This window comes from Streptomyces sp. CCM_MD2014 (assembly GCF_000772045.1).
Lineage (GTDB): Bacteria > Actinomycetota > Actinomycetes > Streptomycetales > Streptomycetaceae > Streptomyces > Streptomyces salinarius.
This window is the reverse complement of sequence record NZ_CP009754.1, coordinates 1770079-1796984: the sequence shown is the minus strand read 5'-3', so window position 1 is coordinate 1796984 and position 26906 is coordinate 1770079. Positions and strand designations below refer to the sequence as shown.

Below are 26906 nucleotides of genomic sequence, written 5' to 3'. Positions count from 1 at the left end.
CTGATGGCAACGACGACTCCGTGCGGGCCGCCCGGCCCGACAACCCGACGGGTTCTCCGGTTGGGGAGCGCGTCCCGGACGGCGGGCGCGACCGGATCCTTCCCCGCACCGGGGGTCCCTCGTCCGAGTGGTCCCGGGCCGACGGCGGACCGGGGGATGCCATGGTGGGAAGGAGCCGGGCGCAGGAGGCGACTGGACTCCCCGCCGGCCGGAGAGGGGGTGACGATGACCGGGAATCCGGACGCCGCCCGGCAGGGCACGACTCCGGTCGACGCGTCCGCCGGGCAGCCCGCGACGGAGTTGCCCTCCGCTGTGGTGGCGGCATGGCGCAGGGTGCTCGGCGAGGCGCACGTGCTGACCGCGCCGGAGGACCGGGCGACCGCCGGGCAGTGTACGTTCCCGGCACCGCTGCCGCAGGCGGTCCTGTGTCCCGCCGACGCGGGACAGACGCGGGACTGCTTGCGGATCGCCCACCGCCACGGCGTCCGTGTCCACCCGGTCAGCACCGGCCGGAACTGGGGATACGGGTCCGGCTGCCCGCCGGACGAGCGCACCGTCGTGCTGCGGCTGGCCCGACTGGACCGGATCCTCGGCCACGACGAGCAGCTCGGCCTGGTCACCGTGGAGCCGGGTGTCACCTTCGGGCAGCTGGCCGAGGCCCTGGGGCAGCGCTCGTCGCAGCTGCTGCCTCCGTCCACCGGAGCGGGACCGAGCACATCCGTCCTGGCCAACGCGCTCCAGCGCGGCCTGGGGCGGGGGCCCTACCAGGACATGGCCTCCCACCTGCGGCGGCTGGAGGTGGTACGGCCCGACGGCAGCCGGCTGTCGACCGGCCCCGGCCCGGGTCCCGGGCTCACCGGGCTCTTCCTGCAAGGCGGTCCCGGCGTCGTCGTCGCCGCCGAGCTGTGGCTGCACCCGCGGCCGCGGGTGACCCGGTCCGTGGTCTTCCGGGTCCCCGACGGGCGACTCCTCCCCGGCGTCGTCGATGCCGCCCGGCGACTGCTGCAACGGGCACCGGGCGGTGTGGCCGTGAGCCTGTGGAACCGGGCCCGGCTGGCGGCGCAGTTGCTGCCCGCGCCGCGAAGCCGCTTGCCCGAGCACCTCGACGGCCCGTGGACCGGGCACGCCGAGCTGTGGGCCGACGACCCCAGGATGCTGGACCTGATCTACGAATCCGTGCTGCGCGCCTTCGCTCCGTACGCCGACCACTGGGACACCGATGACGTGACCGGGTCCGTCGCCGCCCCGGGTGCTCCAGGTCTGCCGGAAGGGGCGGCGCGCCACGACGGCGCCCCCGGTCTGGCGAGTGCCTACCGGCACAAACCCGGCGGTCCGCTCTACGTTCCGGCCGGTCGGGAACGGGACCCCGACCGGGACCGTTGCGGAGTCCTCTGGTTCACTCCTCAGCTTCCGATGTCGGGCGCCCGGACCGACGCCGTACTGCGACTGGTGGAACGGATCATGACGGACCGCGGCATGGAACCCTGTCTCGCCCTCCGCCTCGGCGCGCGGGACCTGCGCTGCGTCACCGGCCTCTTCTGGGACCGGGACGAGCCGGGAGCCGACGCACGGGCGCTGGAGTGCCGCCGGGAACTGGTGCGCAGGTGCGCGCGCATCGGCGTCCACCCCCACCGGCCGGTCATCGGCGACGACTTGGGGGACGCCGGAAACGCGGGGAGCCGGCTGCTGCTCGACCAGGTCGCCTCGGCCCTCGACCCGCGGGGTGTCCTGCGGGCCCGGCCCCGCCGGGGAGCAGGCCGGTGAGCGGGACCCTTCCCCCGGCCTCCGTCGTCCCACCGCCACCGGGCTTCGGGGCGGTGCTGGAAACGCCGGAGGTGTCGGCGCTCCGGCGCCGCCTGCACGGCCGGGTGCTGGAGGTCGTGGACCGGATGCCGCGACCCCTGGCCGACGGCGTCACCGCCCTGCTGCGCCGGCACGGCCGGACCCGTACCGCCGACCGGGGAGACCTGTTCGTGCTGTTCCCCGCGCCGGTGTGGTCCTTCCTGCACTGGGTGCCCGCCGCCGGCCATCCGGGCGCCGAGCGCCTGCACGCCGCCGCGCTGCTGCTCCATTTGTGGGACGACCACCTGACGGACCGGCAACTCGCCCCGGACCTGGCGGCGTTGCAGCTGCGGACCGAGCTGTGGCGGTGTCTGGAGCAGGACGCGGCGGCGCTGTGTGCCGCCTGGGGCGCGGACCCCGGTCTGGTCACCCGGCACACCGAGCGGTATCTGTGTGCCACGCATGTCCAGCGGCCGCACGCCGACCTGGACTCCTACTGCTCCACCGCCCGTGAGCAGGCCGCGCTGTGGACCCTGCTGCCCCGGCTGCTGGAGACCGGCGGCCGGGCGGGGGCCGGGTGGCCGTCGCTGGTGGAGGACTTCGCCGTGGCGTGGCGGCTGGTGGACGATGCGGCGGACGTGCACCGCGACGCCGTCGCGGGGACCCGCTCGGCCGTGTGGTGGGAACTGTCCGCGGCCGGGCGGGCCCAGTGGGACGAGCGGGCCCGCCGCGCCGGCCGCGACGATGCTTCCGGGTACGGCCTCGGAGCCGCGCCGTGGGACGGCTCCGAGGCCGCCGGGTGCGCGGAGGCCGTGGAGCGGGTGCTCGCCCGGGCCGCTCGCCTGCTGGCCGCCGCGGCCGGCCGGGCCGGGGCGGCCGGGGAGGAGGGGGTGGCCACCGAACTGCTGACCGCCCGGGCGGGGGTGCTCACATCATGGCGACGGCCGTTTTGACGGCGCAGTTCCTGGCGGTCTCCCAGACGTCGGTGGCCACCTTCTCCAGGACCCGGGCCGGGTCCCGCTCCAGGACGCCGACCACGTCGTCCCAGGACTGGATGCCGAAGCTCAGTTCCGCGTCGGCGGACACGAGAGTGGTGTCCAGGGCCCGCAGCGAGAACCGGCCGCTGAGCCGGACCATCGCCCCCGTGGTGACGTCGATCTCGATCTCGCCCCCCACGTGCACCCCGATCAGCAGGCCGGCGCCCAGGGGGATCCCGGCGATCTGGGCGTCGCGGGGCAGCCTGATGTCGAAGCCGAGGTCGACACCGGCCCGGGCCTTCAGTCCCCGTTCGTTGAGACGGCAGTGGACCTCCACCCGGACGGCGACGATATTCACGGCGAGATCGAAGGCGAACCCGCCCTCTCCCAGCTCCGCCTCGACGGCGAGGACCTGGTGGCCGAGAAGGGAGAGACTGCCGGAGAGATGGAAGATCCGGTCCGGAATCCGGCCCTCCGTGACGTCTCCGGTGTCGAGCAGGAACTGCGGGCCCTTGACGCCGTCCCTGCCGGCGAACTTGAAGACGCCACCCAGTTCGATGGGCTTCTCCACCTGGCTGCTGATGTACAGGCCGATGGGCCGGATGCACACCTGGAACTGCCAGGTGTTGGTGCCGAAGGCGATGTCGCCCCTGGCGTAGAAGCCCGGTGCCCAGCGCTGCCCGGTCGCCCTGTTGGTCCAGCCGTCCGGGTCGGCGACGGCGCACAGGGTGATTCCCCGGACGACCACCGAGTCCAGCGGGCGCAGGGCGGGCGCCGGATTCGGGGTGACGATCCTGACCAGGTCGAGGATGGTCACCCCGCGCTCGGGGGAGGCCCCCGTCAAGGAGAAGTAGAAGGCACTGACCGACGGCGGGCTCACCCGGCCGTGCACCGCCAGTTCGAGGGAGGCCGGTCCGATGTCGACGGAGCCGCCGCCGCCCAGCTTGAACCCGTCGGTGTCATAGCGCATCTCCAGGTAGAAGTACGCGATGTTGAAGCCTTCGATCCCGAAGGCGTTCCGCCAGACGGACCGTTGCTTCGAGGCCGGAACAGCCGGTGGGTCCGTGGGCGTCGGTCCGCCGGCGGCCGGGAGGGCGGCCGGGGCGAGAGCGGGGTCCGTGGCCGGCAGCAGGATGTGCCCGGGCCGGTCGAGGGCGACCACGGACAGCTGTCCGGGAGTCGGTTGCCCGGGCAGGGCCGGACCGTCGGCCTCCTCCGCCCTCAGGACGAGGCCGAGGCCCAGGGACCAGCCGAGGTCCGTCTTCTCCGCCGAACCCGCGGCGACGAATCGCAGACTGGTCCCGGACGGCGACCCGAAGGTCGAGAGGTCGAGGAGGAAGCTGGTGGAGAGCTCGATCTTCCGCTTCTTGGGCACGATGGTCAGGCGGAGGGCGCCGAACCCGGTACCGGTGTCCTCCTCGCCGATGAGGGCGGTGAACTCCGAGTCGGCGATGGAGCGGGCGAGCCGGGCCCGCAGGCGGATGCCCTCGGTGTCCGGGAAGATCTGCCGCAGGAAGGCGAGCGGCTCCCCGTAGCCGACCTCGGTGAAGAAGGTCAGCCCGCGGTCCAGCGTCTTGGGGAGCGTGTCGGGCAGCTTCGCGTCGGCGTCCAGGGTGACGCCGTCCGCGGTGCAGACGGCCAGGCCCGATTTACTGAAGGTGAGGTCGTCCAGGACACCGAGGACGTCACCCCAGCCCTCGACGTCCTTGGGCGACCACGACCAGTCCCGCTGCCAGAGGGCCGCGGCGAAGAAGGTGCCTTCGGTGGACCTGCCCGCCTTCCCGGTCAGGGCCAGGACGTGCTGCGTGCGGGTCCCGAACGCGACGTCCGAGGACAGGCCGAACTCGTAGTGCACCTCCGAGGCGGGTTGCCCGGCCATGGCCTTGCCGGCGCGCAACGTGGCCTTGGACTTCTTGAGGACGACGGCCGGAGTCCCGCCGGGCAGTTCCAGCGGGCAGGACAGGTGCTCGAGGAGATCGGTCAGTTCGAGCTCGGGGAAGGTGCCCTCCAGGGCGAACGTCTTGGGGAGGGTCCAGGTGGCGGTGAAGTCGACGGTCTCGTCGCCGCCGACGGGGCCGAGCTTCGCCGTGGCCGACACCGTACCCGTGACCGTGTGAGAGGACTCCGGGCCATCCGCCGGTTCCGCCGCGGCTTCCTCCGTCCCTCCCTCCTTCTCCGCCTCGTTCCCTTCCTCGTTCTCCTGAGCCTCCCCCTGCTCTCCTCCCCCTTCCTTCCCCTCCTCTTCCTTCTCTTTCTTCTCTTCCTTCTCTTCTTTCTTCTTCCGTTCGAGCTTCAGTTTGCCCCCGGTCAGTTCCACCTCGGCCGCTCCCAGCGACAGGGTCCACGAGGTGGCGACCTTGGCGGCGAGGGAGTACTCGCCGGTTCTGGGGGTGGCGGAGCCGCTGAACTCGCTCAGCGTCAGGTCGGTGATGCCGGCCGGCACGGAGGGCAGGAGGCCCGCGAGCACGTCGGCGAGTTTCGCGGTGGTGTCCTCGCGCTGGGCCAGCCGGAAGGTGCCGGGTGGAATGAGCGCACTGGCGGTCATGTGGAGCGCGGGGGTGACGGTGAAGGTGCCGTATCCGCTCACGGTGGCGCCGCGCTTGCGCGTCAGCGGGCGGGTGACGGTCAGCTCGGCGCCCACCTCGGTCACCGCGACGGACTCCGCCACCGTCCAGGCGACCGTGGGCCTGGCACTGGCCTTGACGGTGACCTCGGTCACCGCCTCCTTCAGTCCGTCACCGAGCTTGTCCGGGTCGATGACGAGGCTCAGCTCGGTGAGGAGCACGCTGTCGCCCAGCCCGAACCCCTGGTCGGTCAGGTGCCGCAGCGCGCTCCCGCTGCCGTCCCAGGAGGCCAAGGCGGCTGCGGGCTGGGGTTCGTCCGGCAGTACGTCCGCGGTGAGGGTCACCTTCTCGGTCCCCGAGGGCAGCGGTGTTCCGACGGTCGCCGTCGTGCCCGGGGCGAGGGCGAGGTCGGCACGCAGGCGCACCGGGTAGGACACGGTGGTGGTGCCGTCGGCGGCGGTGGTGGTGCGGGAGCCGGCCCACACGCGGAAGGACGCCCCCAGCACTCCGGCGCCCCGCGCAGGCGAGGTCAGCGCGATGTCGGCACGGCGTTTGTCCTTGGGCCCCGGCGTGCGGGTGACGGGGCCGGTGAGTGTGAGGGAGCCGGGGGCGACGGAGATCAACTCGCCGAGCCACTCCGCCGCGTCCGATGGCGTCACCGCGGCGCCGTGGAAGGTCAGGCCCGGGAGCAGGGCGGGGCGCCCGTCGGCCGCCGACCGGACGGTGGAACTGAGGAGCAGCTCCGGTTCCGCGGCGAAACCGAGCCGGGCCAGATCGCTCTCCTCGGTCTCCGGGAAGGAGGCGGCGAAGTTCCACGAGGTGGGGAGCGTGAAGGGGAGGTAGAGCGAGGGCCGCTGATCTGCGGGGTCGAGACCGATCTCGATGCCGGTGACCGGCCGGTCCTTCACTCCGAGAAGGCTGGTGGTTCCGTCCAGGACGACGGTCCCGTCGGGGCGGGTGTCGCGCCGCACCGCTGTGACCGTGAGGGTGCCACCGAGCCACTCGGTCACCAGGGGCGCGGCGGCGGAGCCGAAGTCGTCGCTGCTGAGGCTGATGGTGCGGTCCGTGGTGCGTCGGGCGAGGAGGGCGTCCAGTTCCTGTACGTGCATGGGGGGTCCCGGAGGTTCTGCCGCCGGATGCGGCGGGGCGGAAGGAGAGGGGCGCAGGCCGCACGTCGGCCCGGGTGGGTGCTACTGCGTGAGTTGGGCGGCGATGATGTCGCGTGCGGCGGCGGACAGCCCCGCGGCGATCTCGTCCTTTCGGGCGGCCGTCCGTGCGCGGATTCCCCGGAGCAGGACCGTCTTGACCTCGGTGGAGTCGAACAGGCTGCGGATCACTTCCCGGAAGAGGTCGCCGGTGGTCACCTCCACCGTCAGTTCCTCGGGGGCGAGTTCCAGGTCGAGCGAGCGCAGGGAGATCTCCAGGGCGTCGGCGTCGGGACCGCTGAAGACCAGACCCGCCGGTACCGAGGGCCGCGTGAGCGACGCCGTGACGTCCCCTCGCAGGACATCGTCCTCGTCCTCGCCGCTCGGGGGGAACACCGCCTCGAAGCGGCCGGTGAGGACCAGCGGCGGCTCGGGCACGCGGTGCGGCGAGCCGTCCGGCCCGCGAGTTCCCGGGATTTCGGGCCGGCCGGCGATACGGCCTAGCCTCAGCGTCAGGTCGATGCCGTCGTCTGTCAGCCGCGCGTCCTCCGGCGGGATCAGCAGGTTGGGGAGGCCGTGCACGGTGACGTCGTGGAGACGGACGGCACTCAGCTCGATGTCCTCGATCGACTGCGGGCCCAGGTCGAGGAGGGGGATCCGGTAGGGGACGAGCCCCGGGTCGTCCAAGGAGTGGATGACGGCCGGTGGATAGAAGGAGGAGGCGGGGGAGTTCACCGCGTGCCGAACCCGGTCGAACAGGTACTGCTCCACCGGCCCGGGTCCGGTGCCCGACCCGCCGACGGGCAGGGCGCCGGCCGGTACGGGGCCCAGCACTCCGTCGAGTACGGCGGCCAGTTGGCCGGTGACGGCGCGGGAGAACTCGTCGCGCTGCGCGGGGGCCGACAGGGCGGTCTCCATGGCGGCCTTGAGTTCCTTGGCGGCTTGGTCACTTTCGATCGCGTCGATGGCCGCCCGCTTCCAGCCGTTGACCATTCTGGAACTGGCCCACTCGTCCTCGATGGTCAGGTCCTCCTCGGCCACCGAGAAGGAGAGGGCGCTGTCGGCCGCGACGTCGACGGAGTCCACCCGGGCCGTCAGGACGCGGCCGGAACCGCTGCCCGAGACGTGCAGGGTGGTCCGGACGTCGAACGTCAGGTCATGGGCGGTGAGTGCGACCGTTCCGCGCCCTTCCACCACCTGTTTCGGCCAGCTGACGCCCTCCAGGCCCCGTACCACTGCCGTCGTCGGCGGCAGGGGGCCGGTCGAGTCGTCCCCGGGGTCGTCCGCGGCGACGACTTCCTGGCGCAGCAGGTAGCCGCAGGTAATCCTGATCAGGCCCTTGCCCTCCCACTCGCCGGTGTCGTAAGCCCCCAGCGTGATACGGACCGTCCCCCGGTAGCCGTCCGCGGTCCTGGTGAGACCGGTGAGGTCTCCCACGGAGGCGTTGGGGAGGTGGTGGATCTCGACGGAGGAGAAGGACAGCGAAGGAAAGGGGTTCGCCGCGCTCGGACGGGGGGTGAAGGCATCGAGGTTCCCGGGGAGATCCCTGAGGTCGGGTGGTACTTCCTTCCCGTCCCTCTCCAACTGAGCCTTGACCTTGCGGGCACGCCTGTGGGCCGACCCGACGGCGAACCACCAGTTTTCCGCGATGAGGCCGCTCACCGTCGTTCCGTGCCGGCCCCCGATCGTGCCGACGTCCCACTCCGCCACCCGAAGCGGCGTCAGGGTGCCTCCGTCCGGGGTGGTCACCTGTTTGAGTACGGCCGGCAGCCAGTAACGGCTGCGGGGATTGTTCAGCCGCTTCTTCATCGTGGCGTAGACGAAGTTGATCAGGGTGGTTCCCATGGTGTCTCCCTGTGACGGGCTCGGGGTACGTGGCGTCACCGGACGGCCGGTCCGGGCGCGGGCGGGGCGGGGTGGCCGTGCTCCGCTCAGGGGGACCGGTCCACCACGTGCAGGGTCAGGTCGTGGAGCGCCCTGCGGTACCGGTTGTCGGGGAAGGGGCGCAGGAATTCCAGGGCGTCGAGTGCCCGCTCGCGGGCGTCCGCGTAGGCCCGGGCGAAGGCGCCGGTGGCACGGACCTGGGCCAGGACCCGGGCCAGGGCCGCGGGGTCGGCGGGATCGCCGCGCATCGTCCGGGTGACCCGGTGGGCCGGTCCCAGTTCCGCCATGGCGTAGATCAGTGGCAGGGAGGCACGGCCGCGCAGCAGGTCCACTCCGCACGGTTTGCCGGACGCGTCCTCGGCCCGGGAGAGGTCGAACAGGTCGTCCATGACCTGGAAGGCGCGGCCGAGTCCGCGTCCGAAGAAGCCGGCCCGGCGAGCGTCGCTGCTGTGTCCATCGGCCAGGACGACGCCGGACTCGGCCGCCAGTCCGAAGAGGACGGCCGTCTTGCGGTCCGCGGTCTCCCAGTAGCGCTGCACCAGTACGGCAGGCTCCTGGGAGAGGTCGGTGCGCAGTTCGTCCAACTCGCCGCGGCAGGTGTCGAACGCGCTGTCCAGCACCAGCTTGACCAGTGCCATGTCGCTGTCGCGGTCGATGGCGTCCACGAAACCGCGCACGGCCTGGACGAACTGCAGATCACCGACGATCACCGCGGTCCCCGGGCCGCGGGCCGCGTTCACGGACGGCATTCCCCTGCGCAGCATGGAGTCGTCCACCACGTCGTCGTGAATGAGGGTGGCGACGTGCAGCATCTCCAGCGAGACGGCGCCCTGGACCACTTTGGCCGGCAGCGGGGCCGGTCCGTGCACCATGCGTGCGGCCAGCAGCAGGATCGCCGGGCGCAGCCTCTTGCCCCGCCGGTAGATGGTGTACTCGGCTTCGCTGAGGTACTCCCGCTGGGCTTCCAGGGCCTCTTCCAGAATCGCTTCGTAGCGCACCAGGTCTTCGGCCGGCAACTCCGCCCAGACGGTACACGCCGCGTCCTCGGGGGTCGTGCGGCTGTCGAGGATGAGCACCGGTCAGTCCTCTGCCGCGGGGGCCGCGAATCCGGGCATGCCAGTGAGGGCGCCGTAGCGCAGCGTCTCGGACATGGAATCGCGCAGCAGCCCGAGGAGGAACGTCATCCCGGCGAGGCGCTCCTTGGCCACTTCACCGGCGTTCCCCTCCCAGTGCTCGTCCTGCACTTCGAGGCCGAACTCCGGCAGGGCGACCTCGATGTGCTCGAGGTCGGTGGGAGGGGTGCCTGGCCCGGCCGGGAGAATGAGGGTGATCCGGACGTCCTCGAGCCGGGCCGAGAGCCGCCCCAGGTGCAATGTGTTGTCGGCCGGATCCGCTTCGGCGGCCTGTTGCTGGTACCGGGCCCGGTGGAAGCTGTCGATGACCGCGTGGTCCTGCGCGGTCAGTTCCACCCAGCCCTCCGCTGCCGGTCCGGCAAAGTCGCCGGGGCGCCCCTCCGGCCCGAGGTCCTCGGCAGCGGCGGGCGGCCGGTAGCGCGCCATGGCCTCCGGGGGCGGCGGCGGGACAGTTCCCGAGTGCTCCTCCACGGTCCGGTAGATCTCCCTCTGGGTCAGAGGCGCCACATGGTTGCCGCCGTCCCCCATCCGCTGGACTTCTTTGCTGAACCGCTCGGCAGCCAGCGCCGCCTCCCCGTAGCGCTCGCTGCTCTCTTCGTCTTCGTCCTCCTTCGCCCAGTCGGCTTTCGAGACAAGAGCCGACACCAGAGCGGTCCGCTGCCGCCAGGCATGGGTGTTGAAGGTGACGTCGGGATCGGCGGGGTCGGTCCACTCGTTGACCGGTCGCTGTTCACCGGGAGGAACGTCGGGGTCGGTGACGGAGTAGGTGTGCTCTCCCATACGGCGGGTGGTGCCGCCCTTTTGCCAGATCTGCCTCAGTGTCTTGCTGGCGAAGTCGTCACCGGCGAAGACCTCGCAGTACGTGTCGTTGTGAGTCCCGTACTCGACCAGCAGCCTCCTGCCGTTCTCCGTCCTCATCAGGGCGTCGCGGTGCGCGCGGGCCCGCCCGTGCCACCGTTCCTGGGTCTGTTGGTCGGGCGGAGTGTGTGTGGCGGGGGCCGCCGGGAACGTCGGTTGCCGCTGCTCCGCGGTCAGTGGCCGGAAGGGGTTGCCGCCGGCGTCGATCGCGCTGATCTCGTCCGGCCGCGCGTCGAGCGCGTAACGTCCGGTCAGTGACAGGGCCGGGATGCGGTACGTGACCTTGGTGATCTCTCCGAGGACTTCGGTGGCCACCGGCACGGGTGCTTCCAGGGGCCGCAGGGCCAGGTCGCCGAAGCGGATGCTCAGCGCGCCGGTGTCGTAGGGAACGGTGTCGATGTCGGTCGTGTCCACACCGCGGGCCAGGGGGTAGCCCGGTGTGTCGGCAAGGCGGAGCGGTTCGGCGGCGGAGGGCCCGCCGTCCGGGGAGAGCTGCGGGTCGTTCATGCGGAGAGGGCTCCTGGGAAGGTGCGGGCGGGAAGGGTCAGGAGACGGAGACGGTGCCGCTGATCATGAGCATCCCTTTGTGGGACCCCAGTTCGGGCCGGTCGAGCCGCACCTTCACCTCGGTGTCACCGGCGGGGAACGAGGTGCGCAGCAGCTGATCGATGGGCAGGTCGAGGGTCCGGTCTTCGAAGAACTGCCTGACGGCCGAGGCGGCGGGTTTCGACAGGAGCATGGACACGATCCCGACGGGGACGGCGGCCGCGCTCGACGGGAGGAAGGAGACGTCGGTCAGGGTCAGGTCCGTCAGTCTCAGGGTCAGCTTCTCGTCGGACACGGCGTCGGCCCGGACGGTGACCTCCGGCGGATCGGGCTCGGTGAGGGTCGTGAAGTCCATGAGCGCCATCTGCGGGTCCTGTTCTGTGGGGGAGCGTGGGTCAGGCCAGGCGGGGCGAGGCCGTGAACCTGAGCATGCCGTCGCGGCTGCTCAGGGTGGGGTTGTCCAGGACGGGGGTGAGGGTCTGGCCGTTCAGGTGCAGGGGCGGTGGCGCGGGCAGCGGCAGCAGGTCGAAGGACTGGCCCTCGAGAAGCCCGTGGCCGACCTGGGGCAGCAGGAAGCCGAGGGTCTGGGCGACGGGCCAGGCGACACCGGAGAGGATCTGCTCGCCGACGTTGCCGACCGGGCGGAGGGTGACGACGAAACCGGGGACGTCTTCCAGCGTCGCCCGGACCGCGGTGCCCGACAGGTGCAACCGGACGCGTACCCGCAGCGGTTCGGGGAGGACGGAGGCGTCGTAGGAGATGCCGATGTCGGACATGTGACTCCATGAGGGGCGGGTGGGAGGAGTGGACGTACCGTCAGTAGCTGGCCAGAGCGCGGCCGATGCCCTCCGCGGCGTGGTTCAGGGCCTCCCCGATGTCCCGGAAGAGGTCGATCCCGGCTTCGGCGTGTACGGACAGGGAGATGTCGACGTCCAGCTCCAGCGGATCGCCGGCGACGCGGGCGGTGGCGGCGTTCACCTGCACACGGCCCTCGTACTGGGCCCGCCCGATGCCGAAACTCGAGCTTCCGCGGGCACTGTCGGAGCGGCCGGCCAGACCGGCCACGGCGGCGCGGGCCGCGCGTTCGAGGGCGGCGCGCGACAGCAGCACCTCGAAGGCGGGGGCCCGGGGGAACAGGGCGGCCGGATCGGGAGCCGGGGCGGGAGGCCGGTCGGCGGTGTTCGCGGCGCCGACCACCATGCCGGCTCCGGCGGTGAGGGCGAAGTCGCCGAAGGAGAGTCCCGCCACGTCGATGCGGGGCAGCGCGGTACGGCCCAGCAGAACCAGCGCGGCCCGCAGTGCCCTGGGCACCACGATGTGCCGGTAGACGGCACGGTCGCTGGGGTCCGGGACGTGCCGCAGGTCGAGTTCGGCACCCAGCGGGGTGAAGTCGAGCGTCCCGGACCGTGCGGCGAGCGTGCACAGGAGCTTCACCCTGCGGGTGGCCCGCTTGACGCCCGGGCCGCTGACGGTCAGCCGGGGGAGCAGTACGGTGAACGCGCCCGGCACCCGGGCGGGCGGGACGCCGCGCGGTCCGATCGCCGCGCGCCACTCGTCGTCGGTGGGTTCGTGCAGTGACAGCACCGGCGGCTCGCCGAGAGCCCAGTCGAGCGGGATGCTCCGGTCGCCGGAGGGCACCTGGAGCGTGCCGTTCAGGAGGGTGTCGCGCACGCCGGGACGGGACGCTGAGCTGCGCAGACGGTCGTTGAGGGTGTCCTGTCCCAGGGCCACCACGAGATCGCATCGGGTCACGCGGGCTTGCTCCTCGTCACATGTTCTGGGTGGCCTCGACGAGCGCACAGCCCACGCCGGGGGCGATGGGGAAGATCGTGACGCCGCCCTTCCAGGCGATGTCCACACCGGCGGTGAGCCGGGCCGGGTCACGGGCGTCGACACGCAGATTCCTGAGTCCGTGGAAATACGCCTGGAGCGTGGCCTCGGCCACCCCCGCCACCGTCTCCTTGGCGTCGACGACGCGTGCGCGCTTGTCCGCCTCCCGCTGCGCGGCCGCACCGACGAGCGTCTTCACCAGCGCCGGGCTGGCCAGACAGAAGACCTCCTTGTCCGACGGCCAGTCGAGGGCTGACGCCGAGCCGGAGCCCGGCTGCGACGCGGCGGCGACGACCAGGTGCCGGTCGGTGACGTCCACCAGGACGAGCGTGAGGTCCACGGACCGGCCGAAGATCCGCTCGGCGGACAGCCCGAGACGCTTCAGCAGGTCCCCGCCCAGTTTGAGGAGTCTGGGCACGAGGACCCGCCGCAGGAGCGTCCGGTCGTTGCCGTCGGCCGGGGGAGTCTCCATCCACACCCCGAGCAACTCGACCCGGAGCGCGCCGTCGGCGGCCAGCAGCCGTGCGGGCACCGCCACGCTGCAGCTCAGCTCACGGGGCGCACCGCGCTCCGGGGCCCAACGGAGCCACAGCTCCGGCATCACCAACTGGACCAGCCCGGAGGAGGGCAGCGCGCTCACGCCCGCCTGTTTCCAGGTCTTCTCCCAGCGAGCGGGGTCGGGAGCGCCCAAGGAGATCCTCGGGGGTTCCCGGAGGTCCCAGGACAGGGAGTACTGGACGCCGGAGACGACCTCGCTGCGGTCACCTCTCAGCAGGTCCCGGTGACCGGTGTGCAGCTGCTTGAGCCCGTTGTCCAGGGAGGCGGAGGCTACTCCGACGGCGAGGTCGAGTGTGGGAGTTCCCATACGGGGATCTTGGCAGGCAAATCCTCCTTCACCTGCCCGTTCTCGTGCCTTTCACTCAACCGGGGAGGCGTGGCCCGGCCCCGTGCGAGCCGGGTTGTGCGCTCACGAGTGGAGTCGAGGAGCCGGTCCGGCCGGCCGCGCATGCGCCGCCCCCTCACGCGCGAGCGAAGCCGGGCTGGGGGAGGGTGCAGATGCAAGGCGGGGAGGGCGACAACGCGGAGCGCTGACAACCGACGACGAGAAGACTTCGTGCTGCCGAGCCGCCGGCAGCACGTGCGGTGAGCAGGCCTCCAGGACGGCCCGGACGCCGTAATCACAACCAGCCGCAGTGAGATCGTCTCAAGTTCGACGGCATGGCACGATGACCGCCATGTCAGGTCAGGTCTGGGTGTCCCTCATATCGCTGGGCGGCGTTGTCCTCGGCGGCTCGTTGTCCTACCTCGTCCAGCACAGGACTCAACTCTCAGCGGAACGCGCTGAACGACAACGGCAGCAGATCGCCTTGTCGGAGGCCCGGCGCGGGGAACGGCTGGCGCTGCTGGAACGGTTCGTCGAGGTGGGAGCAGAGGCCGAACGCTCCGCCTTCAGCCGGCCTTCCGAATGGGAGGACACCGACGACTGGTTCCTCACGACCCGGGACGTCATGAACAAGCTGTGGGTCGCGGAGCGTCTCATCCGCATCCAGTTCCCCCTGCCCGTGCACGACGCGGCACGCGCGTATTTCCTCGACCTCAACCGGACGGTGTGGGACGGCCTGCCCGAGGGCGAGAGCGTGCGCGACTACTTGGAGGGCAACCGGCTGGCGTTTCTGGACGCGGCCCGCGCGGTCATGGGGTAGCACACGCCGACCTCGAAGATCACGCAGGAGAGAACCCTGCTTGGTGGGAGGAGCGATCAACAGAACGTGGAAGTCGGCCGACGCGACACTGAGACAACATCTGGTGAAGCCGAACGAGGGCGCGACGATGCGCTCCTCGCGGAGGTGCAGATCGCCGGGGTGACCAACAGCGCGAGCAGGAGCCCGAGCGTGTCGGTGACGATGCTCCGCTTCCTTCCGACGGTAAGCACTCGGCTGCGAAGACCGGGCGTCATGGGACGGACAGGCACAAGCCACGGCACGCCTCACCCGCCACCCCCTGATCAGCGAGAACCACCCCACGTCTCCAGCGGTACGAGCACCTTCTGATGGTCAGGAGGTTCGTGCGTCGTAGCTCTCGCGGTGGGTGAGGACGGCGTCCATGTGGGTCTGCGCCCACTGCCTGAGATCGCGTGTCAGGTGGTGGAGTGAGCGGCCCAGGTCGGTCAGCTCGTAGGTGACGGTGACGGGGACTGTGGGTGTCACGGTGCGGGTGAGCAGGCCGTCGCGTTCGAGGGCGCGCAGGGTCTGGGTCAGCATCTTCTGGCTGACACCGTTCAGCAGCCGGGCCAGTTCGGAGTAGCGCATCGCCTTGGGGGTGTGCGGCGCACCGGGGGGTTCGAGGGTGTCGCCGCCCAGTGCGCACAGGATCAGGACAACCCATTTGTTCGAGATCCGGTCGAGGAGCTGACGGCTGGGGCACACCGCCAGGAACGCGTTGTACTCGGCCTTGGCCTGGGCTTTTCCGTCGGCCTTCGTCGTCGCCACCGAGCTCACCTCTCACTTCAGGGGTGTTACGCACTTAAGAGTGCCTACTTCCCAGCGGGAAGTTCCTCTCCAAGAATGGTGCAAGGGGGACGGAAACACCATCCCTGGTAAGAGGTGAAAGGCGCCACGATGAACACACCCACTGCTCTTCCCGGCGGCACGCGGATGCTGGGCGACGTTCCGGTAACCCGGTTCGGGTACGGGGCGATGCAGCTCGCCGGCCCGTGGGTCATGGGCCCGCCCGCCGACCGCGAGGGATCTCTGGCGGTACTGCGCGAGGCGGTCGGTCTCGGGATCACCCACATCGACACCAGCGAGGCCTACGGACCGCGCATCACGAACGAACTGATTCGTGAAGCGCTGCATCCCTACCCGGAGTCGCTGTTCATCGCCACGAAGGTGGGAGCGACCCGCGACGCCCAGGGCGGATGGCCCACGGCCCGGCGCCCCGAGGACCTGCGCAAGCAGGTCCAGGACAACCTCCAGTCCCTCGGAGTCGAGAGGCTCGACCTGGTCAACATGCGCATGGGTGACGCCCAGGGGCCCGGGCCCGGCTCGATCACCGAAGCGTTCGAGACGCTCGCAGGCCTTCAGCAAGAAGGACTCATCCGCCACCTCGGCGTCAGCAACGTCACCGCGGAACAGGTCGAGCAGGCGCGCCGCATCGCCCCGGTCGTGTGCGTGCAGAACATGTACAACCTCGCCCACCGCCACGACGACGACCTGGTGGACCACCTCGCCGCCGAGAACATCGCCTACGTGCCGTTCTTCCCCCTGGGAGGTTTCACGCCGCTGCAGTCCAGGGCCCTGTCGCGGGTCGCGGACCGGCTGGGAGCGACGCCCATGTCCGTCGCGCTGGCCTGGCTGATGCAGCGCTCGCCGAACATCCTCCTCATCCCCGGCACCTCCTCGACCGCGCACCTGCGCGAGAACATCGCCGGCGCCGGGCTCTCCCTCTCCAGTGACGATGTGGCCGAACTGGACACCATCGGCCACTGACCAGCACGCGGCGCACCCGCCGCATTCCGGCGGTCGGTGCTGATGAACGCGTTCGCGAAGACGCACCGGGCCAAGTTCCCGAAGGCCGCCGCGAAATTCACCGAAGACGACGATGGGTTGCTGGCGTTCTACGATTTCTCAGCCGAGCGCTGGATTCACCTGCGGACCACGAACCCGATCGAGTCCACGTTCTCCATGGTCAAGCTCCGCACCGAGGACACCCGCGGGGTCGGCAGTCCGGCCGCCGCCCCGGCTATGGTGTTCAAGCTCGTCGAGTCTGCTCAGGAACGTCGGCGCGCGATCACCGGCGGGCGTTCCGGCCGAGTGCGAGGAGGCGGTGGCCGCATGAACCGGCCGACACACGGGGCACTGCACCACGTCGAAATCTGGGTTCCCGATCTCGATCGCGCCCTCGCCTCGCTCGGCTGGCTGCTTCAGACGCTGGGTTACGCCGTCTCGCAGAGCTGGGACACCGGCCGCAGTTGGCGGCTCGGACCGACCTACCTCGTCCTCGAGCGGTCCCCGGCCCTTACGGCCGACCGGCATGACCGCCGTCGACCCGGGCTGAACCACCTGGCCTTCCACGTCGAGAACGCCACTACTGTCGACAAGCTGGCCTCCGACGCGGCCCGGCACGGCTGGAGCCTGATGTTCCCCGAGCTGCACCCGCACGCCGGCGGCACACAGCACTACGCGGCCTACCTGGAGAACACCGACGGCTTCGAAATCGAGCTCGTCGCGATCAGCTCACCGCCAGGGGAGGTGAGCTGATCTGGTCCACAACGTGCCGGCGAGCCAGGTCTACCGGCAAGTGGTCGAGCGCCCGGAACGGCTGAGCCCGACCACGGTCCGCCGGCGCCGGCACCCGGCCCGCAGGCGGCCGTGCAGCGAGTGCGGCACAGCCACCCACCTGCACCACTGGACGGCACGCGGCCGGCCGAGGTGGTCGACAATCTCCGCACGCACCTCGTCCCGGGCGGCGCCCTGCGCGCGCGACGAACAACTCGCCGGCCTCGACCACCAGCTCGCGACACGGACCGCACAGGTACGTGCGGAGCACCTTGCGGCTCTCCGGGTCACGGCCCGCGACACTGCCCTCGTGGAGCCGGCACCCGACTGCCCGCCCTCATGGTCAGCCGACTACTCGGCGACCACCAGAACACCGCCGACTCCTGGCGGCGCATCGACGGACAGGACAACGCCTACGCCGCCGAGACAGCCAGCCGCCCATGAATCCCCACTCGCTCCGCCGCCGACGCCGGAGCCTTGACACGAGATCCGTCGAGGCCGACGGAGCACTCAGCCGTCAGCCAGAGCCATGAGGAACCGAGTCTCTGCGTCGTCCCGCCCCGCACACCTTCTGGGGACTGCCACGAGGGCGGCCAGGGCTCGGCACCAACCCAGCACGCGATGAGGAGACATGCCGGGAACAAGCGCCGCCAGCTCCTCGATCCTTTCCTCCAGCACCGCTGCTTCTGCGACTCCTTCAAGCGCCCAGTCCACAGCGTCGAAATCCGGGTCGCCCCACGTCGGTCTCGGATCGATCGCCACCAGACGGTCCCCGGGACCAGACAGCACGTTGGCCGGATGGAGATCACCATGCACGAGTCCCACAGGCCCGGTGTCTGCCAGTTCCAGGGCTGCCGCCCGCGCCCGCCGAAGCACCTTCGAGGCAGCCGGATCGTTTGCCTCGCGCGCTGCCAGCCTGCGGTCGGTCAAGTCGAACACGAAGCCGACGCGGTGTGAGAGGTGCCGCAGTACCGAATGCTGACCCGGCGCGGGAGCACAGGCCCGCAGGTCGCGCAGCAGCGCCGCGACCTCGGTCAGAGTCCATGCACGCCGGCTCACCTGCACTCCCGGCTCCACGTCCTCCAGGAGCAGGGCCCCGGCGGCCAGGTCTTGTGCCAGCAGCGTGACGACCGACGGCGTCTGCGCCCAGGCCCGCAGTGCTTCGGCTTCCTCCCGGGCGATCCCGGGATCCGGCGTGAGTTTCAGCCACGCCGAGGTGCCGGTGTCCCGCTTGAAGCAGCGGAACACGCGCGAGGTGCCCCCTCCACCCGCCGCGACAAGCGCCAGATCCCAGCGGGCAGCGAGTCCGTCCACGAGAGCGGGCAACTCATCACACCAGGCCAGCACCTCGGCTCCGAATCGGACGACGAACCGGTCCCGGACCTCTGGTGCGACGCAGACCAGCTCTCTCAACTTGTCCCCCACGGGTGGTGGATGCGATTTGCGCGCATCCTAAAGGCCACAGCCCTTGCCCGTCCCACAACAGCCACCAGGTGGCACTCGTCGTGGAATTTCAGACAGCCGGACCTACCAGCATCCTCGGCGGGCACGGTTGCCTCCTGGTACGTGGGTGTTCTGCGGCTCAGGCGCGTGAGATCAGGTGGACGGGGCCCTCGCCGGGATCGTTCGACGGGCGTCGAGGCGGCGCCCTAAGGCGCGCGGAGCCGTCAACTCCTGCCATGTCCCGAGGTCGTGGCCGCCCGGACGGCCACCGCAGACTGAGCCGGGGGCGTTCACGCGGACCCAGTCGCCGACTTGCTCGAAAGACTGGGCAGTCCCTCATCCGGCGGGCGGAGCCGTGACGAGGTCCATGCTCGGGTAACTGCCCGGGACGAAGCCCGCGGCTTCGTAGACCGGCTTTCCGGCGTTACTGGCGTGCAGTTGGATGTAGTGGATGCCCGCCGTGTGGAGGTGGCCGACCAGTGCGTCCACGATGCGGCGTGCGTGGCCTTGGCCGCGGGCGGGGACGTCGGTCACGATGCCGTCGAGGTAGCCGCGGCGTCCGTCGGGCCAGCGCGTACTGGGCAGATGGTAGGTGATCCAGGCCATGCCGCAGGCGAGGAGCGGTTCACCGGGTTCGCCCCCGACGACCAGACAGACGCAGTCGTCGCGGTGGTTGATGCGCTCCTCGAACCAGCCGTGGGCGATGCGCCGCCACGGTGTGTCGGCCGGCCCGGGATTCATGCCCAGGCCCTCCAGCGCGACTGCGCGCAGCCGGATCAGTTCCGGTATGTCGGCCGTGACGGCCTCGCGGGGTTGCATGTTCCTGATCTCTCCTGTTCGGCCTGTTTCAACGGTCCATGCTGAGCAGGACGCGGCCGAAGGGCCGGTCCTCGATCAGGTGACGTTGCGCCTCGGCCGCCTGTTCCAGTGGCAGCACGCGAGCGACGACGGGGTTGATGCGGCCCGCGGCCAGCCACTCCAGCAGGGTCACTCGGGCGGCCCGGGCAACATCGGGCGGGGTCGTCGTGAACGTGTAGCCGCGGACGGTGGTGTTCTTCCATATCAAGTCGGTCATGTTCACCGTCCCTTGGATGCCGCCGGCGTATCCGACACCGACGTAGGCACCTCCGTGTGCGAGGGAGGCGATGCAGTCACCGAGCAGCGGACCGGCGACGCCGTCGACCACGACGTCGGCGCCCCTTCCGTCGGTGAGGCGTGTGACGCCGTCGGCCAGCGATTCGCGGGACAGGTCGATCACGTGCCGGTGACCGGCGGCGCGCGCCTGTTCCGCCTTGTCGGTACGGCTCGCGGTGGTCAGGACCAGGGACGCGCCGAGCTCGCGGGCCACCTCCACGGTGCCCATGCCGACAGAGCCGCCGATGCCGGGTGCCAGCACGGTGTGGCCGGCCTTGAGCCCGGCCACCCGGGTCAGTACGAGGTAGGCGGTGCTGTATCCGGCACCGGCGAACAGGGCACAGGCGGCCTCGTCGCTCACTGAGTCGGGGATCGGTATCAACTGCTTCGCTTCCGCGGTCAGTTGCTCGCGCCAGGTGCCGTCGGTGCGCCAGCCGAGACCACCGCCGCCGACCACCACGCGCGTGCCCTCCGCCAGGCCGGTGGCCCCGGGGTCGGTGATCCGACCCACTCCGCCGCCGCCGGGTACGAGGGGCGGCGCCCGGTGCAGGGAAGCATCCATCCGGCCCGCCCTGATGGTGTCGTCGGCGGGGCTCACTTCGGCGTAGGAGAGCCTGATCGACGCCCGGCCGCCGGTGGCCTGTTCGGCGGGGCGCTCCACGAGTTGCAGTTCCTCGTAGCCGCCGTGGCGTCGGTACTCGATCGCCAGCATGGCGTTTCACCTCCGTACGTGAGATGCCACGACCCCCCCCGGGACGCCGGAGGCCGTCAATGAAACAGGTTCTGTTACAACTAAGGGTGAGAGCGAATCAGGCCGCACTGGGTTGCCGGCTCAGCCGGAGCGGGTGGCCAGGGTTTCCCGCAGGACGTCCGCGATCGTGACCCTCGCTAGCTCCCGGCGAACGGCCTCCTCCGCGTCGGCGTAGACGTCGCGCAGCGCGGGCCGAATGCCACGCCCGATGGGGCACGCCTGGTTCGGTTCGCCGCGATGCAGGGCGAAGAGAGGCTCGTCGTGCACCGCGCGGAAGACGTCGAGCATGGTGATGGACTCCGCGGCGCGAGCCAGCGTCCAGCCGGCCCCCGCACCGTGCCGCACCGTCACCAGCCCCGCCTCCCGCAGATCCGCGAGGCTACGCCGGATCACGACCGGGTTCGTGGCCACGCTCGTGGCGATCTGGTCCGAGGTGACCACGTCGCGTCCACGATCGTGCACCAGGGCCATCCAGGTCAGCACATGGACGGCGACCGTCATCCTGCTGTTCGCGCTCACCTCATCCCCCTTGCTCCTCGCTGTAACAATAACAGTTGCAGCGGAGGGTGTGGTGGAGATGAGCGATCACGCCTGCCACGCGAGGCCACGACACGCGGCCACCCCTGTACACGCGGCCCTCGCCATGTCCGGCCGAGCGCGACTTGACCCTCCCCCTACGTCAGGCTTGAGGCTGTGTGCCGACGAAAGGGCAGGTGGATGAGCTACTCCGTGGGGCAGGTCGCGGCCATGGCCGGCGTGACGGTGCGGACACTGCACCACTACGACAAGGCGGGACTGCTCTCGCCCAGTGACCGCAGCCACGCCGGATACCGGCTCTACAGCGAGGCCGACCTGGTCCGTCTCCAGCAGATCCTCTTCTACCGCGAGCTCGGCTTCCCTCTCGACGAAATCGCCGCGATCTTCAAGGATCCCCACGCGAACCCCCTGGAGCGGCTCCGGGCCCGGCAGCGGCAGCTGCACGAGGAGATCGCCAGGCTGCAGCGGCTGGCGGAGGTGGCGGAACGGGCCATCGAGGTCCAGAAAACCGGGATGCCGCTGACTCCTGAGGAACGTTTCGAGGTGTTCGGCGAGGTCGCCTTCGACCTGAGTTACGCCACCGAGGCGGAGCTGAAGTGGGCGCACTCGGAAGGACAGCGCGAGGCGATGGCGCGCGCGGACGCCCACACCAAGGAGGACTGGCGCCGGCTCATGGGCGAAGCCGCCGCCTGGCGCGCGGAGCTGCTCGCCGCCTTCGACGAGGGGGAGCCGAGCTGCGGCGAGCGGGCCATGGACCTCGCCGAGGAGCACCGCTTGCACATCGCACGCTGGTTCACCTCCTGCCCGCCCGACATGCACCGGCGCATCGCGGACGACTTCGTCGCCGACCCGCGCGCCTTCGCTCTGGTCGTACCGCCCTCGCAGCAACGCCCGGGCCTGGCCGCCTACACGCGTAAGGCGGTCTACGCCAACGCGGCCCGCCACGCAGGTGACGGCACCGATTCCGAGGAGAACCGATGAGGATCATGATCGCCGCAGCCGGATCGCGCGGCGACGTCGCGCCCTACACGGGCCTGGGCGCCGAACTGAGCCGGGCCGGATACGACGTCGCCCTCGCCGCCACCGACACCTTCGCCCCCCTCGCACGCGAGGCAGGGCTGGAGTCTCGCAGTCTGCCCGCCGACACACGGGTGCATGGCGGTGTCACGGGCAAACGTGACCTGATGCAGGCCGCCGCAGCCTTCATCACCGACCTGGGTCAGGGTTTCGCCGACGCGGTGGACAAAGGCACGGACCTGCTCCTGCTGTCGACCACCACGGCTCCCCTCGGCTGGCACCTCACCGAGGCCACGGGCACACCGAGCCTCGGCGTGTACCTCCAGCCCACCGCGCCGACCGGCGACTTCCCACCTGTCGTCACCGGCTCCCGCTCACTGGGCCGACTCGCCAACCGGGCCACCGGACGCTTCGCACTGAGGATGGTCGACCGCGTCTACACACAGGCCGTCGCACAGCTGCGCCACCGCCTCGCTCTCCCTCCGGCCTCCCCTTCCGAGGTGCGCCGACGGCAGGAACAGGCGAACTGGCCGATCCTGCACGGCTTCAGCACGGCCCTGGTGCCCCGTCCCTCCGACTGGCGCCCCGGCCTGGACGTCGTGGGCAACTGGTGGCCCCACCACGATCCGGCCGCCCGGCTGCCCTCCGAACTCGAGGACTTCCTGTCCGCCGGACCCCGGCCCGTCCTCGTCGGCTTCGGCAGCATGGCCTCCGGCGACGGGGAACGACTGAGCGAGATCGCCGTGCAAGCCTTGCACCGCGCCGGACTGCGCGGCATCCTCCAGGCAGGCAGCGCCCAACTCGCCGCCGACGGCGACGACGTACTCACCATCGGGGACGTACCGCACGCCCTGCTGTTCCCACGGCTGGCCGCGGTGGTCCACCACGCCGGCGCCGGCACCTCCGCCGCCGCGCTACGCGCCGGAGTACCCGCCGTCACCGTCCCGGTGACCGCGGACCAGCCGTTCTGGGCCGGGCGACTCGCGGCCCTCGGCGCCGCCACCGACCCCATCCCCTTCCGGTCCCTCACTGCCGAACGGCTCGCCGACTCCCTTCACCAAGTGGTGAAGCAGCAGACACACAGTCGAGCCGCAGCACAAGCGGCACAACACATGGCGACCGAAAACGGAGCAGGGAAGACGCTCAAGGCCATCCAGCAACTGACCGACGGATGACGCCAATCGGTCCCTCGCGCTCGTCCCGCGTCCAGCGAGGAGCCTGGGCCCCCGTGGGCCGCGTCCGCTCAGACGGGCACGCCTGTGAAGTGATCTGACTCACCCCCTGTCACAGGGACCGGTGGGGCGGTGTCGGGTGGTCGAACCGCTCGAACCCGCTCGAAACGAGGGAGACATCATGGCTGAGCATTCCGATGTGGTGGTGATCGGCGGCGGTTACGCCGGCGTCATGGCGGCCAATCGCCTGACGCAGCGCGGCGATGTGACCGTGACGTTGATCAACCCGCGCCCGGTCTTCGTCCACCGGGTCCGCCTTCACCAGTTGGTGGGCGGGACAGACTCCGCCGTTGTCGACTATCGGGAGGTCCTGGCGGAGGGCGTTCGGCTGGTGGTCGACAGCGTGACGCGGATCGATGCGGCGGGCCGCGGTGTGGAGCTGGCGAGCGGTGGCGCGGTCGGCTACGACTACCTGGTCTACGCGGTGGGCAGTGGCAGTGCCGACCCGCGGGTGCCCGGGGCGGCCGAGTTCGCCTACCCGATCGCCGGTCTGGAGGAGGTACAGCGGTTGGTGCCGGTCCTCGATGCCACGCCCCCATCGGCCGCAGTGACGGTGGTCGGAGCCGGTCCGACGGGCATCGAGACCGCCGCCGAACTTGCGGAGCAGGGCCGCAGCGTGACGCTGGTCTGCGGTGGGGTGCTCGGCCCGTACCTGCACCGGCGGGGGCGGCGTTCGGTGGCCGGGCGGCTTGCAGCGCTCGGAGTGACGGTCCTGGAAGGCCCCGACGCGAAGGTGACGGCGGTGACGTGTGACGCGGTGCGGCTCGCCGACGGCCGGGAGCTGCGGAGCGCGGTGACCGTCTGGACCGCCGGGTTCGGCGTGCCCGACCTGGCCGCGCGCAGTGGGCTGAGCGTCGATGTCCTGGGCCGGCTGCTCACGGACGAGACGCTCACGAGCGTGGACGACGAGCGCATCGTCGCGGCCGGGGACTCGGCGGCGCCGTCGGGCCTGCCGCTGCGGATGAGCTGCCAGGCTGCGATGCCGCTGGGTGCGCGGGGCGCCGACACGGTGCTCAGCCGATTGGCGGGGGAGCAGCCCGAGACCCTCAACCAGTCGTTCGGGGCGCAGTGCCTCAGCCTGGGCCGGGGCACCGGCATCTTCCAGTTCGGCAACAGGTCCGACGTCGCGGTGTGGTTCCACATCGGCGGTCGCCTCGGCGCGAAGATGAAGGAGACGGTGTGCAGGGGCATCCTGAAGCACCTGGCCGATGAGGCGCACAAGCCCGGTGGATACAGCCTGCACCGCATGAAGGGAGGCGCCGGGCGCAAGAAGGCGCTGGAGGCCATGCGCGCCGAGGCGCCGGTCGTCGCCGAACGGGTTTCCTAGGTCCCGGCCGGTCGAGGGGGAAACGATCAAGACATGAGTGATGACCACGCCATTGACCGGGCGACCGCGGCATTCGTCGCCCACCGCAATCTGCTCTTCACCGTGGCGTACGAGATGCTCGGCTCGGTGGCCGACGCCGAGGACGTCCTGCAGGAGACCTGGCTGCGGTGGGCCGAGGTCGACCTGGAGCAGGTGCGCGACCAGCGCGCCTACCTGGTCCGGATCACGACCCGGCAGGCACTCAACCGGCTGCGCACGATGTCGCGGCGCAAGGAGTCGTACGTGGGCCCGTGGCTGCCGGAGCCGCTGCTGACTACGCCGGACGTGGCCCAGGACGTCGAACTCGCCGAGAGCGTGTCGATGGCGGTGATGCTCGTCCTGGAGACGTTGTCACCGACCGAGCGGGCCGTCTTCGTGCTCCGCGAAGTCTTCGACGTCGGCTACGACGAGATCGCGGCGGCGGTCGACAAGACCCCGGCAGCCGTCCGCCAGATCGCGCACCGGGCCCGCCGGCACGTGGACGCCCGGCGCCCGCGCGAGGTGGTCTCCCAGAACGAGGCGCGGGCGGCCCTGCAGTCGTTCCAGCGAGCACTGGAGAGCGGGGACCTGCAGGGCCTGCTCGACGTGCTCGCGCCCGAAGTGGGGTACATGAGCGACGGCGGTGGTGTGAAGCACGCTGCGCTGCGGCCGGTCGTCGGCGCCGGCAAGGTGGCCCGCCCCTTGGCCGGCGGCCTCGACAAGAACTCGTTTTCGATCGCCTTTGGCCCCACCGTGGTCAACGGCAGCCCCGCGCTGGTCGTCCACCTGGACGGCATCATGGCGGCCCGCGTAGAGGCCGGCCGCATCACCGGCCTCTACTTCGTCCGCAACCCTGAGAAACTGTCTCGCATCGCATCCCAGACCCCGCTCACCCTGCGGTGAGCGTGCGGTGGCGGATCAGATTCCCCTCATGTTTCACAACACGGCCTGATGGAACACGCAATGCTCGCCTTGCCGCATGGCTTTGCGCTCCTGGACATGCCCCCGGAGCGCAAAGCTTTGTTCATCTGCTCGGCCGGCGGCATCGACCCCGGTATGGGCACACCTGTGAGAGCGGTCGAAGCCGGTGTCCGGCGATGACACCTCAGCCCGAGAGTGTGCAGTACGTCGGCGATGGCCCCGCACAGACGGGTGACGTCGTCGGGGCTGCCGTCGACCAGGACGACGAAGTCGTCCGTGTAGAGGACGATGCGCCAGTTCGCGCGGCCCTGGTGACGATGGTGTGCCCGCCCGCCTCTGATGAATGTCTCCTCGCGGCGGACGATCTGCTGGGACCCTGTGAGGCCCGACCCGAGCGCGCCGCGGAGGACGAAGCATCCCTATGGAACCGACCGACCCCACGTCCGGACTCCCCTTCATCGATGAGCACCAGGTACGTGTTGTGGCACCCGCGCCGGATACCTGGGATGCACTCACCACCTGGATCGCCCGGACCCATCTGGGGGTCAGCAGCGGATTCGCCCATCTCGTGGGCGCCGAGCCGCGTAGCGTCACCGGCACACTGCCGCTGCAAGGCTCGACCATTCCCGGGTTCGCGGTGGCCGAAAGCGTGCGCGGGAAGCGCCTCATCCTCGTGGGCAGGCACCGTTTTTCGCAGTACGCGCTCACCTTCTCGCTGGCGGACCACCCGGACGGAACACTGCTCAGCGCACGTTCACACGCCCTTTTTCCCAAATTGCCCGGGGCGCTTTACCGAGGGCTCGTCATCGGTTCCGGCGGCCACCGTTTTCTCGTCCGGCGTATGCTCCGCGATATCGGCCGAAGCGCGGAAAGCTGAGGGAGTGCACGGGGGCCGGTGTAACTCCCTCGCCGGATCGGAAGTTGATGACTGCCGCGGCGGGTGGATCGAGGCCGGGAGACCGTTGTGAGCGGTACGGACGCCGTGGATGACGGGCTGGTCGCCGAGCGCTCACCTGACGAGTAGCTTTGCAGCAGGCGAAAGGATGGCGATGGCCTTCGGTGGACTCTTGACGCTCGGGCTCATTGTCGTGGCGGTTCTGGGCGTGACCGGTGCAGGGGTTGGTACCTACGCCCTGATCTGCAATCGGATGCCTGGACGATGGCTCGCCAGAACAGTACGTAACCCCAGGCTTTGGGGAACCGGCATACTGGTCGCGGTCTCCAGCTTGGCCTTCGTCTCATGGATACCCGTCGTCATCGGACTCGGGATCGCTGTCGTCGGTCACACAGTCAAACCCACCGGGTGACCCGGATTCGCCAGACGCGCAGGGTATCCATACCGCCAGGTCGGGCCCACAGCTTCCGGCGACTCGTGCACGGTAAGCAGTAAGACCTCGAGCCTGGAGCAGTGACTATGCGACAGCCTCCCGTCCCGTTCGCCCGCCTTCTGTGACGACTCCCCGTCAGTACCAGTCAAGTGCGTGCGAAAGTCACCGCCTTGTCGGCTCGCCCAATCAGGTTGAGTACCGA

The 26906-nt window shown here is 70.6% G+C and carries 23 protein-coding genes and 1 pseudogene; 11 read left to right on the top strand and 13 right to left on the bottom strand.

What is annotated here, in order from left to right:
* Nucleotides 1-225: 225 nt before the first annotated feature.
* Together NI25_RS07915 and NI25_RS07910 are read left to right on the top strand one after the other, a co-directional pair.
* A complete protein-coding gene (locus tag NI25_RS07915) occupies nucleotides 226-1764 on the top strand; it encodes an FAD-binding oxidoreductase (RefSeq protein WP_061441754.1) in 1539 nt (512 codons plus the stop codon).
* Nucleotides 1761-2735, top strand: coding sequence for a hypothetical protein (locus NI25_RS07910; protein WP_148315110.1), 975 nt, complete (start codon nucleotides 1761-1763; stop codon nucleotides 2733-2735). The genes NI25_RS07915 and NI25_RS07910 overlap by 4 nt, the downstream gene beginning before the upstream one ends.
* Here NI25_RS07910 and NI25_RS07905 read toward each other — a convergent pair.
* The 8 genes from NI25_RS07905 to NI25_RS07870 all read right to left on the bottom strand — a co-directional run bounded on the left by NI25_RS07905 (nucleotide 2710) and on the right by NI25_RS07870 (nucleotide 13584).
* Nucleotides 2710-6432 carry a hypothetical protein gene (locus tag NI25_RS07905; RefSeq protein ID WP_061441752.1) on the bottom strand — a complete coding sequence of 1241 codons (3723 nt, stop codon included), beginning with the start codon at nucleotides 6430-6432 and terminating at the stop codon, nucleotides 2710-2712. The two genes, NI25_RS07910 and NI25_RS07905, sit on opposite strands and share 26 nt — an antisense overlap.
* Nucleotides 6433-6513: 81 nt before the next feature.
* Complete coding sequence (locus NI25_RS07900) at nucleotides 6514-8313, bottom strand: hypothetical protein (RefSeq protein WP_061441751.1); 1800 nt, start codon at nucleotides 8311-8313, stop codon at nucleotides 6514-6516.
* A gap of 86 nt (nucleotides 8314-8399) precedes the next feature.
* On the bottom strand, nucleotides 8400-9428 hold the full coding sequence (locus NI25_RS07895) for a polyprenyl synthetase family protein (RefSeq protein WP_061441750.1): 1029 nt from the start codon (nucleotides 9426-9428) through the stop codon (nucleotides 8400-8402).
* 3 nt (nucleotides 9429-9431) lie between these two features.
* A complete protein-coding gene (locus NI25_RS07890; protein WP_061441749.1) occupies nucleotides 9432-10850 on the bottom strand; it encodes a hypothetical protein in 1419 nt (472 codons plus the stop codon).
* A 37-nt stretch (nucleotides 10851-10887) separates the two neighbouring features.
* Nucleotides 10888-11253 (bottom strand): hypothetical protein, encoded by a 366-nt coding sequence (locus tag NI25_RS07885; protein ID WP_061441748.1) that lies wholly within the window; start codon nucleotides 11251-11253, stop codon nucleotides 10888-10890.
* Nucleotides 11254-11284: 31 nt separating this feature from the next.
* A complete protein-coding gene (locus NI25_RS07880) occupies nucleotides 11285-11665 on the bottom strand; it encodes a hypothetical protein (protein ID WP_061441747.1) in 381 nt (126 codons plus the stop codon).
* A gap of 40 nt (nucleotides 11666-11705) precedes the next feature.
* Nucleotides 11706-12641, bottom strand: a complete 936-nt coding sequence (locus NI25_RS07875) for a hypothetical protein (protein WP_148315109.1) — start codon at nucleotides 12639-12641, stop codon at nucleotides 11706-11708.
* Nucleotides 12642-12657: 16 nt separating this feature from the next.
* On the bottom strand, nucleotides 12658-13584 hold the full coding sequence (locus NI25_RS07870; RefSeq protein WP_061441745.1) for a hypothetical protein: 927 nt from the start codon (nucleotides 13582-13584) through the stop codon (nucleotides 12658-12660).
* A gap of 361 nt (nucleotides 13585-13945) precedes the next feature.
* Here NI25_RS07870 and NI25_RS07865 point away from each other — a divergent pair, with 361 nt between their 5' ends.
* The gene (locus tag NI25_RS07865) at nucleotides 13946-14422 is read left to right on the top strand and encodes a hypothetical protein (RefSeq protein ID WP_061441744.1); all 477 of its coding nucleotides are present in this window, start codon (nucleotides 13946-13948) and stop codon (nucleotides 14420-14422) included.
* Nucleotides 14423-14773: 351 nt separating this feature from the next.
* Here the strand turns inward: NI25_RS07865 and NI25_RS07860 are convergent, their stop codons facing one another.
* The gene (locus NI25_RS07860) at nucleotides 14774-15208 is read right to left on the bottom strand and encodes a winged helix-turn-helix transcriptional regulator (RefSeq protein ID WP_061446819.1); all 435 of its coding nucleotides are present in this window, start codon (nucleotides 15206-15208) and stop codon (nucleotides 14774-14776) included.
* Nucleotides 15209-15337: 129 nt separating this feature from the next.
* Between NI25_RS07860 and NI25_RS07855 the strand changes: the two genes are divergently transcribed.
* From NI25_RS07855 to NI25_RS39640, 3 genes and pseudogenes are all read left to right on the top strand, one after another.
* On the top strand, nucleotides 15338-16207 hold the full coding sequence (locus NI25_RS07855; RefSeq protein WP_061441743.1) for an aldo/keto reductase family oxidoreductase: 870 nt from the start codon (nucleotides 15338-15340) through the stop codon (nucleotides 16205-16207).
* A 42-nt stretch (nucleotides 16208-16249) separates the two neighbouring features.
* Nucleotides 16250-16552 (top strand): annotated as a pseudogene (locus NI25_RS39645) (transposase); the annotation flags it as partial.
* Nucleotides 16553-16978: a VOC family protein gene (locus NI25_RS39640; RefSeq protein WP_061446818.1), complete on the top strand. Its 426-nt coding sequence runs from the start codon at nucleotides 16553-16555 to the stop codon at nucleotides 16976-16978.
* Nucleotides 16979-17506: 528 nt separating this feature from the next.
* Here the strand turns inward: NI25_RS39640 and NI25_RS07845 are convergent.
* From NI25_RS07845 to NI25_RS07830, 4 genes are all read right to left on the bottom strand, one after another.
* A complete protein-coding gene (locus tag NI25_RS07845) occupies nucleotides 17507-18421 on the bottom strand; it encodes an aminoglycoside phosphotransferase family protein (RefSeq protein ID WP_233520700.1) in 915 nt (304 codons plus the stop codon).
* 354 nt (nucleotides 18422-18775) lie between these two features.
* Complete coding sequence (locus NI25_RS07840; RefSeq protein ID WP_061441742.1) at nucleotides 18776-19258, bottom strand: GNAT family N-acetyltransferase; 483 nt, start codon at nucleotides 19256-19258, stop codon at nucleotides 18776-18778.
* 28 nt (nucleotides 19259-19286) lie between these two features.
* Complete coding sequence (locus tag NI25_RS07835; RefSeq protein WP_061441741.1) at nucleotides 19287-20285, bottom strand: quinone oxidoreductase family protein; 999 nt, start codon at nucleotides 20283-20285, stop codon at nucleotides 19287-19289.
* Nucleotides 20286-20405: 120 nt separating this feature from the next.
* Nucleotides 20406-20843 carry an Rrf2 family transcriptional regulator gene (locus tag NI25_RS07830; RefSeq protein WP_061441740.1) on the bottom strand — a complete coding sequence of 146 codons (438 nt, stop codon included), beginning with the start codon at nucleotides 20841-20843 and terminating at the stop codon, nucleotides 20406-20408.
* Between the two features lie 198 nt (nucleotides 20844-21041).
* On the opposite strand from NI25_RS07830, the gene NI25_RS07825 reads away from it, so the two are divergent.
* The 5 genes from NI25_RS07825 to NI25_RS07805 all read left to right on the top strand — a co-directional run bounded on the left by NI25_RS07825 (nucleotide 21042) and on the right by NI25_RS07805 (nucleotide 26253).
* The gene (locus tag NI25_RS07825; RefSeq protein ID WP_061441739.1) at nucleotides 21042-21842 is read left to right on the top strand and encodes a MerR family transcriptional regulator; all 801 of its coding nucleotides are present in this window, start codon (nucleotides 21042-21044) and stop codon (nucleotides 21840-21842) included.
* Nucleotides 21839-23053 (top strand): glycosyltransferase, encoded by a 1215-nt coding sequence (locus NI25_RS07820; RefSeq protein WP_061441738.1) that lies wholly within the window; start codon nucleotides 21839-21841, stop codon nucleotides 23051-23053. Before NI25_RS07825 ends, NI25_RS07820 begins: the two co-directional genes overlap by 4 nt.
* Nucleotides 23054-23231: 178 nt before the next feature.
* A complete protein-coding gene (locus NI25_RS07815; protein ID WP_061441737.1) occupies nucleotides 23232-24437 on the top strand; it encodes an NAD(P)/FAD-dependent oxidoreductase in 1206 nt (401 codons plus the stop codon).
* Nucleotides 24438-24470: 33 nt separating this feature from the next.
* Nucleotides 24471-25358, top strand: coding sequence for an RNA polymerase sigma-70 factor (locus NI25_RS07810; RefSeq protein ID WP_061441736.1), 888 nt, complete (start codon nucleotides 24471-24473; stop codon nucleotides 25356-25358).
* A gap of 439 nt (nucleotides 25359-25797) precedes the next feature.
* A complete protein-coding gene (locus NI25_RS07805) occupies nucleotides 25798-26253 on the top strand; it encodes a hypothetical protein (protein ID WP_199560846.1) in 456 nt (151 codons plus the stop codon).
* Nucleotides 26254-26906 lie beyond the last annotated feature (653 nt).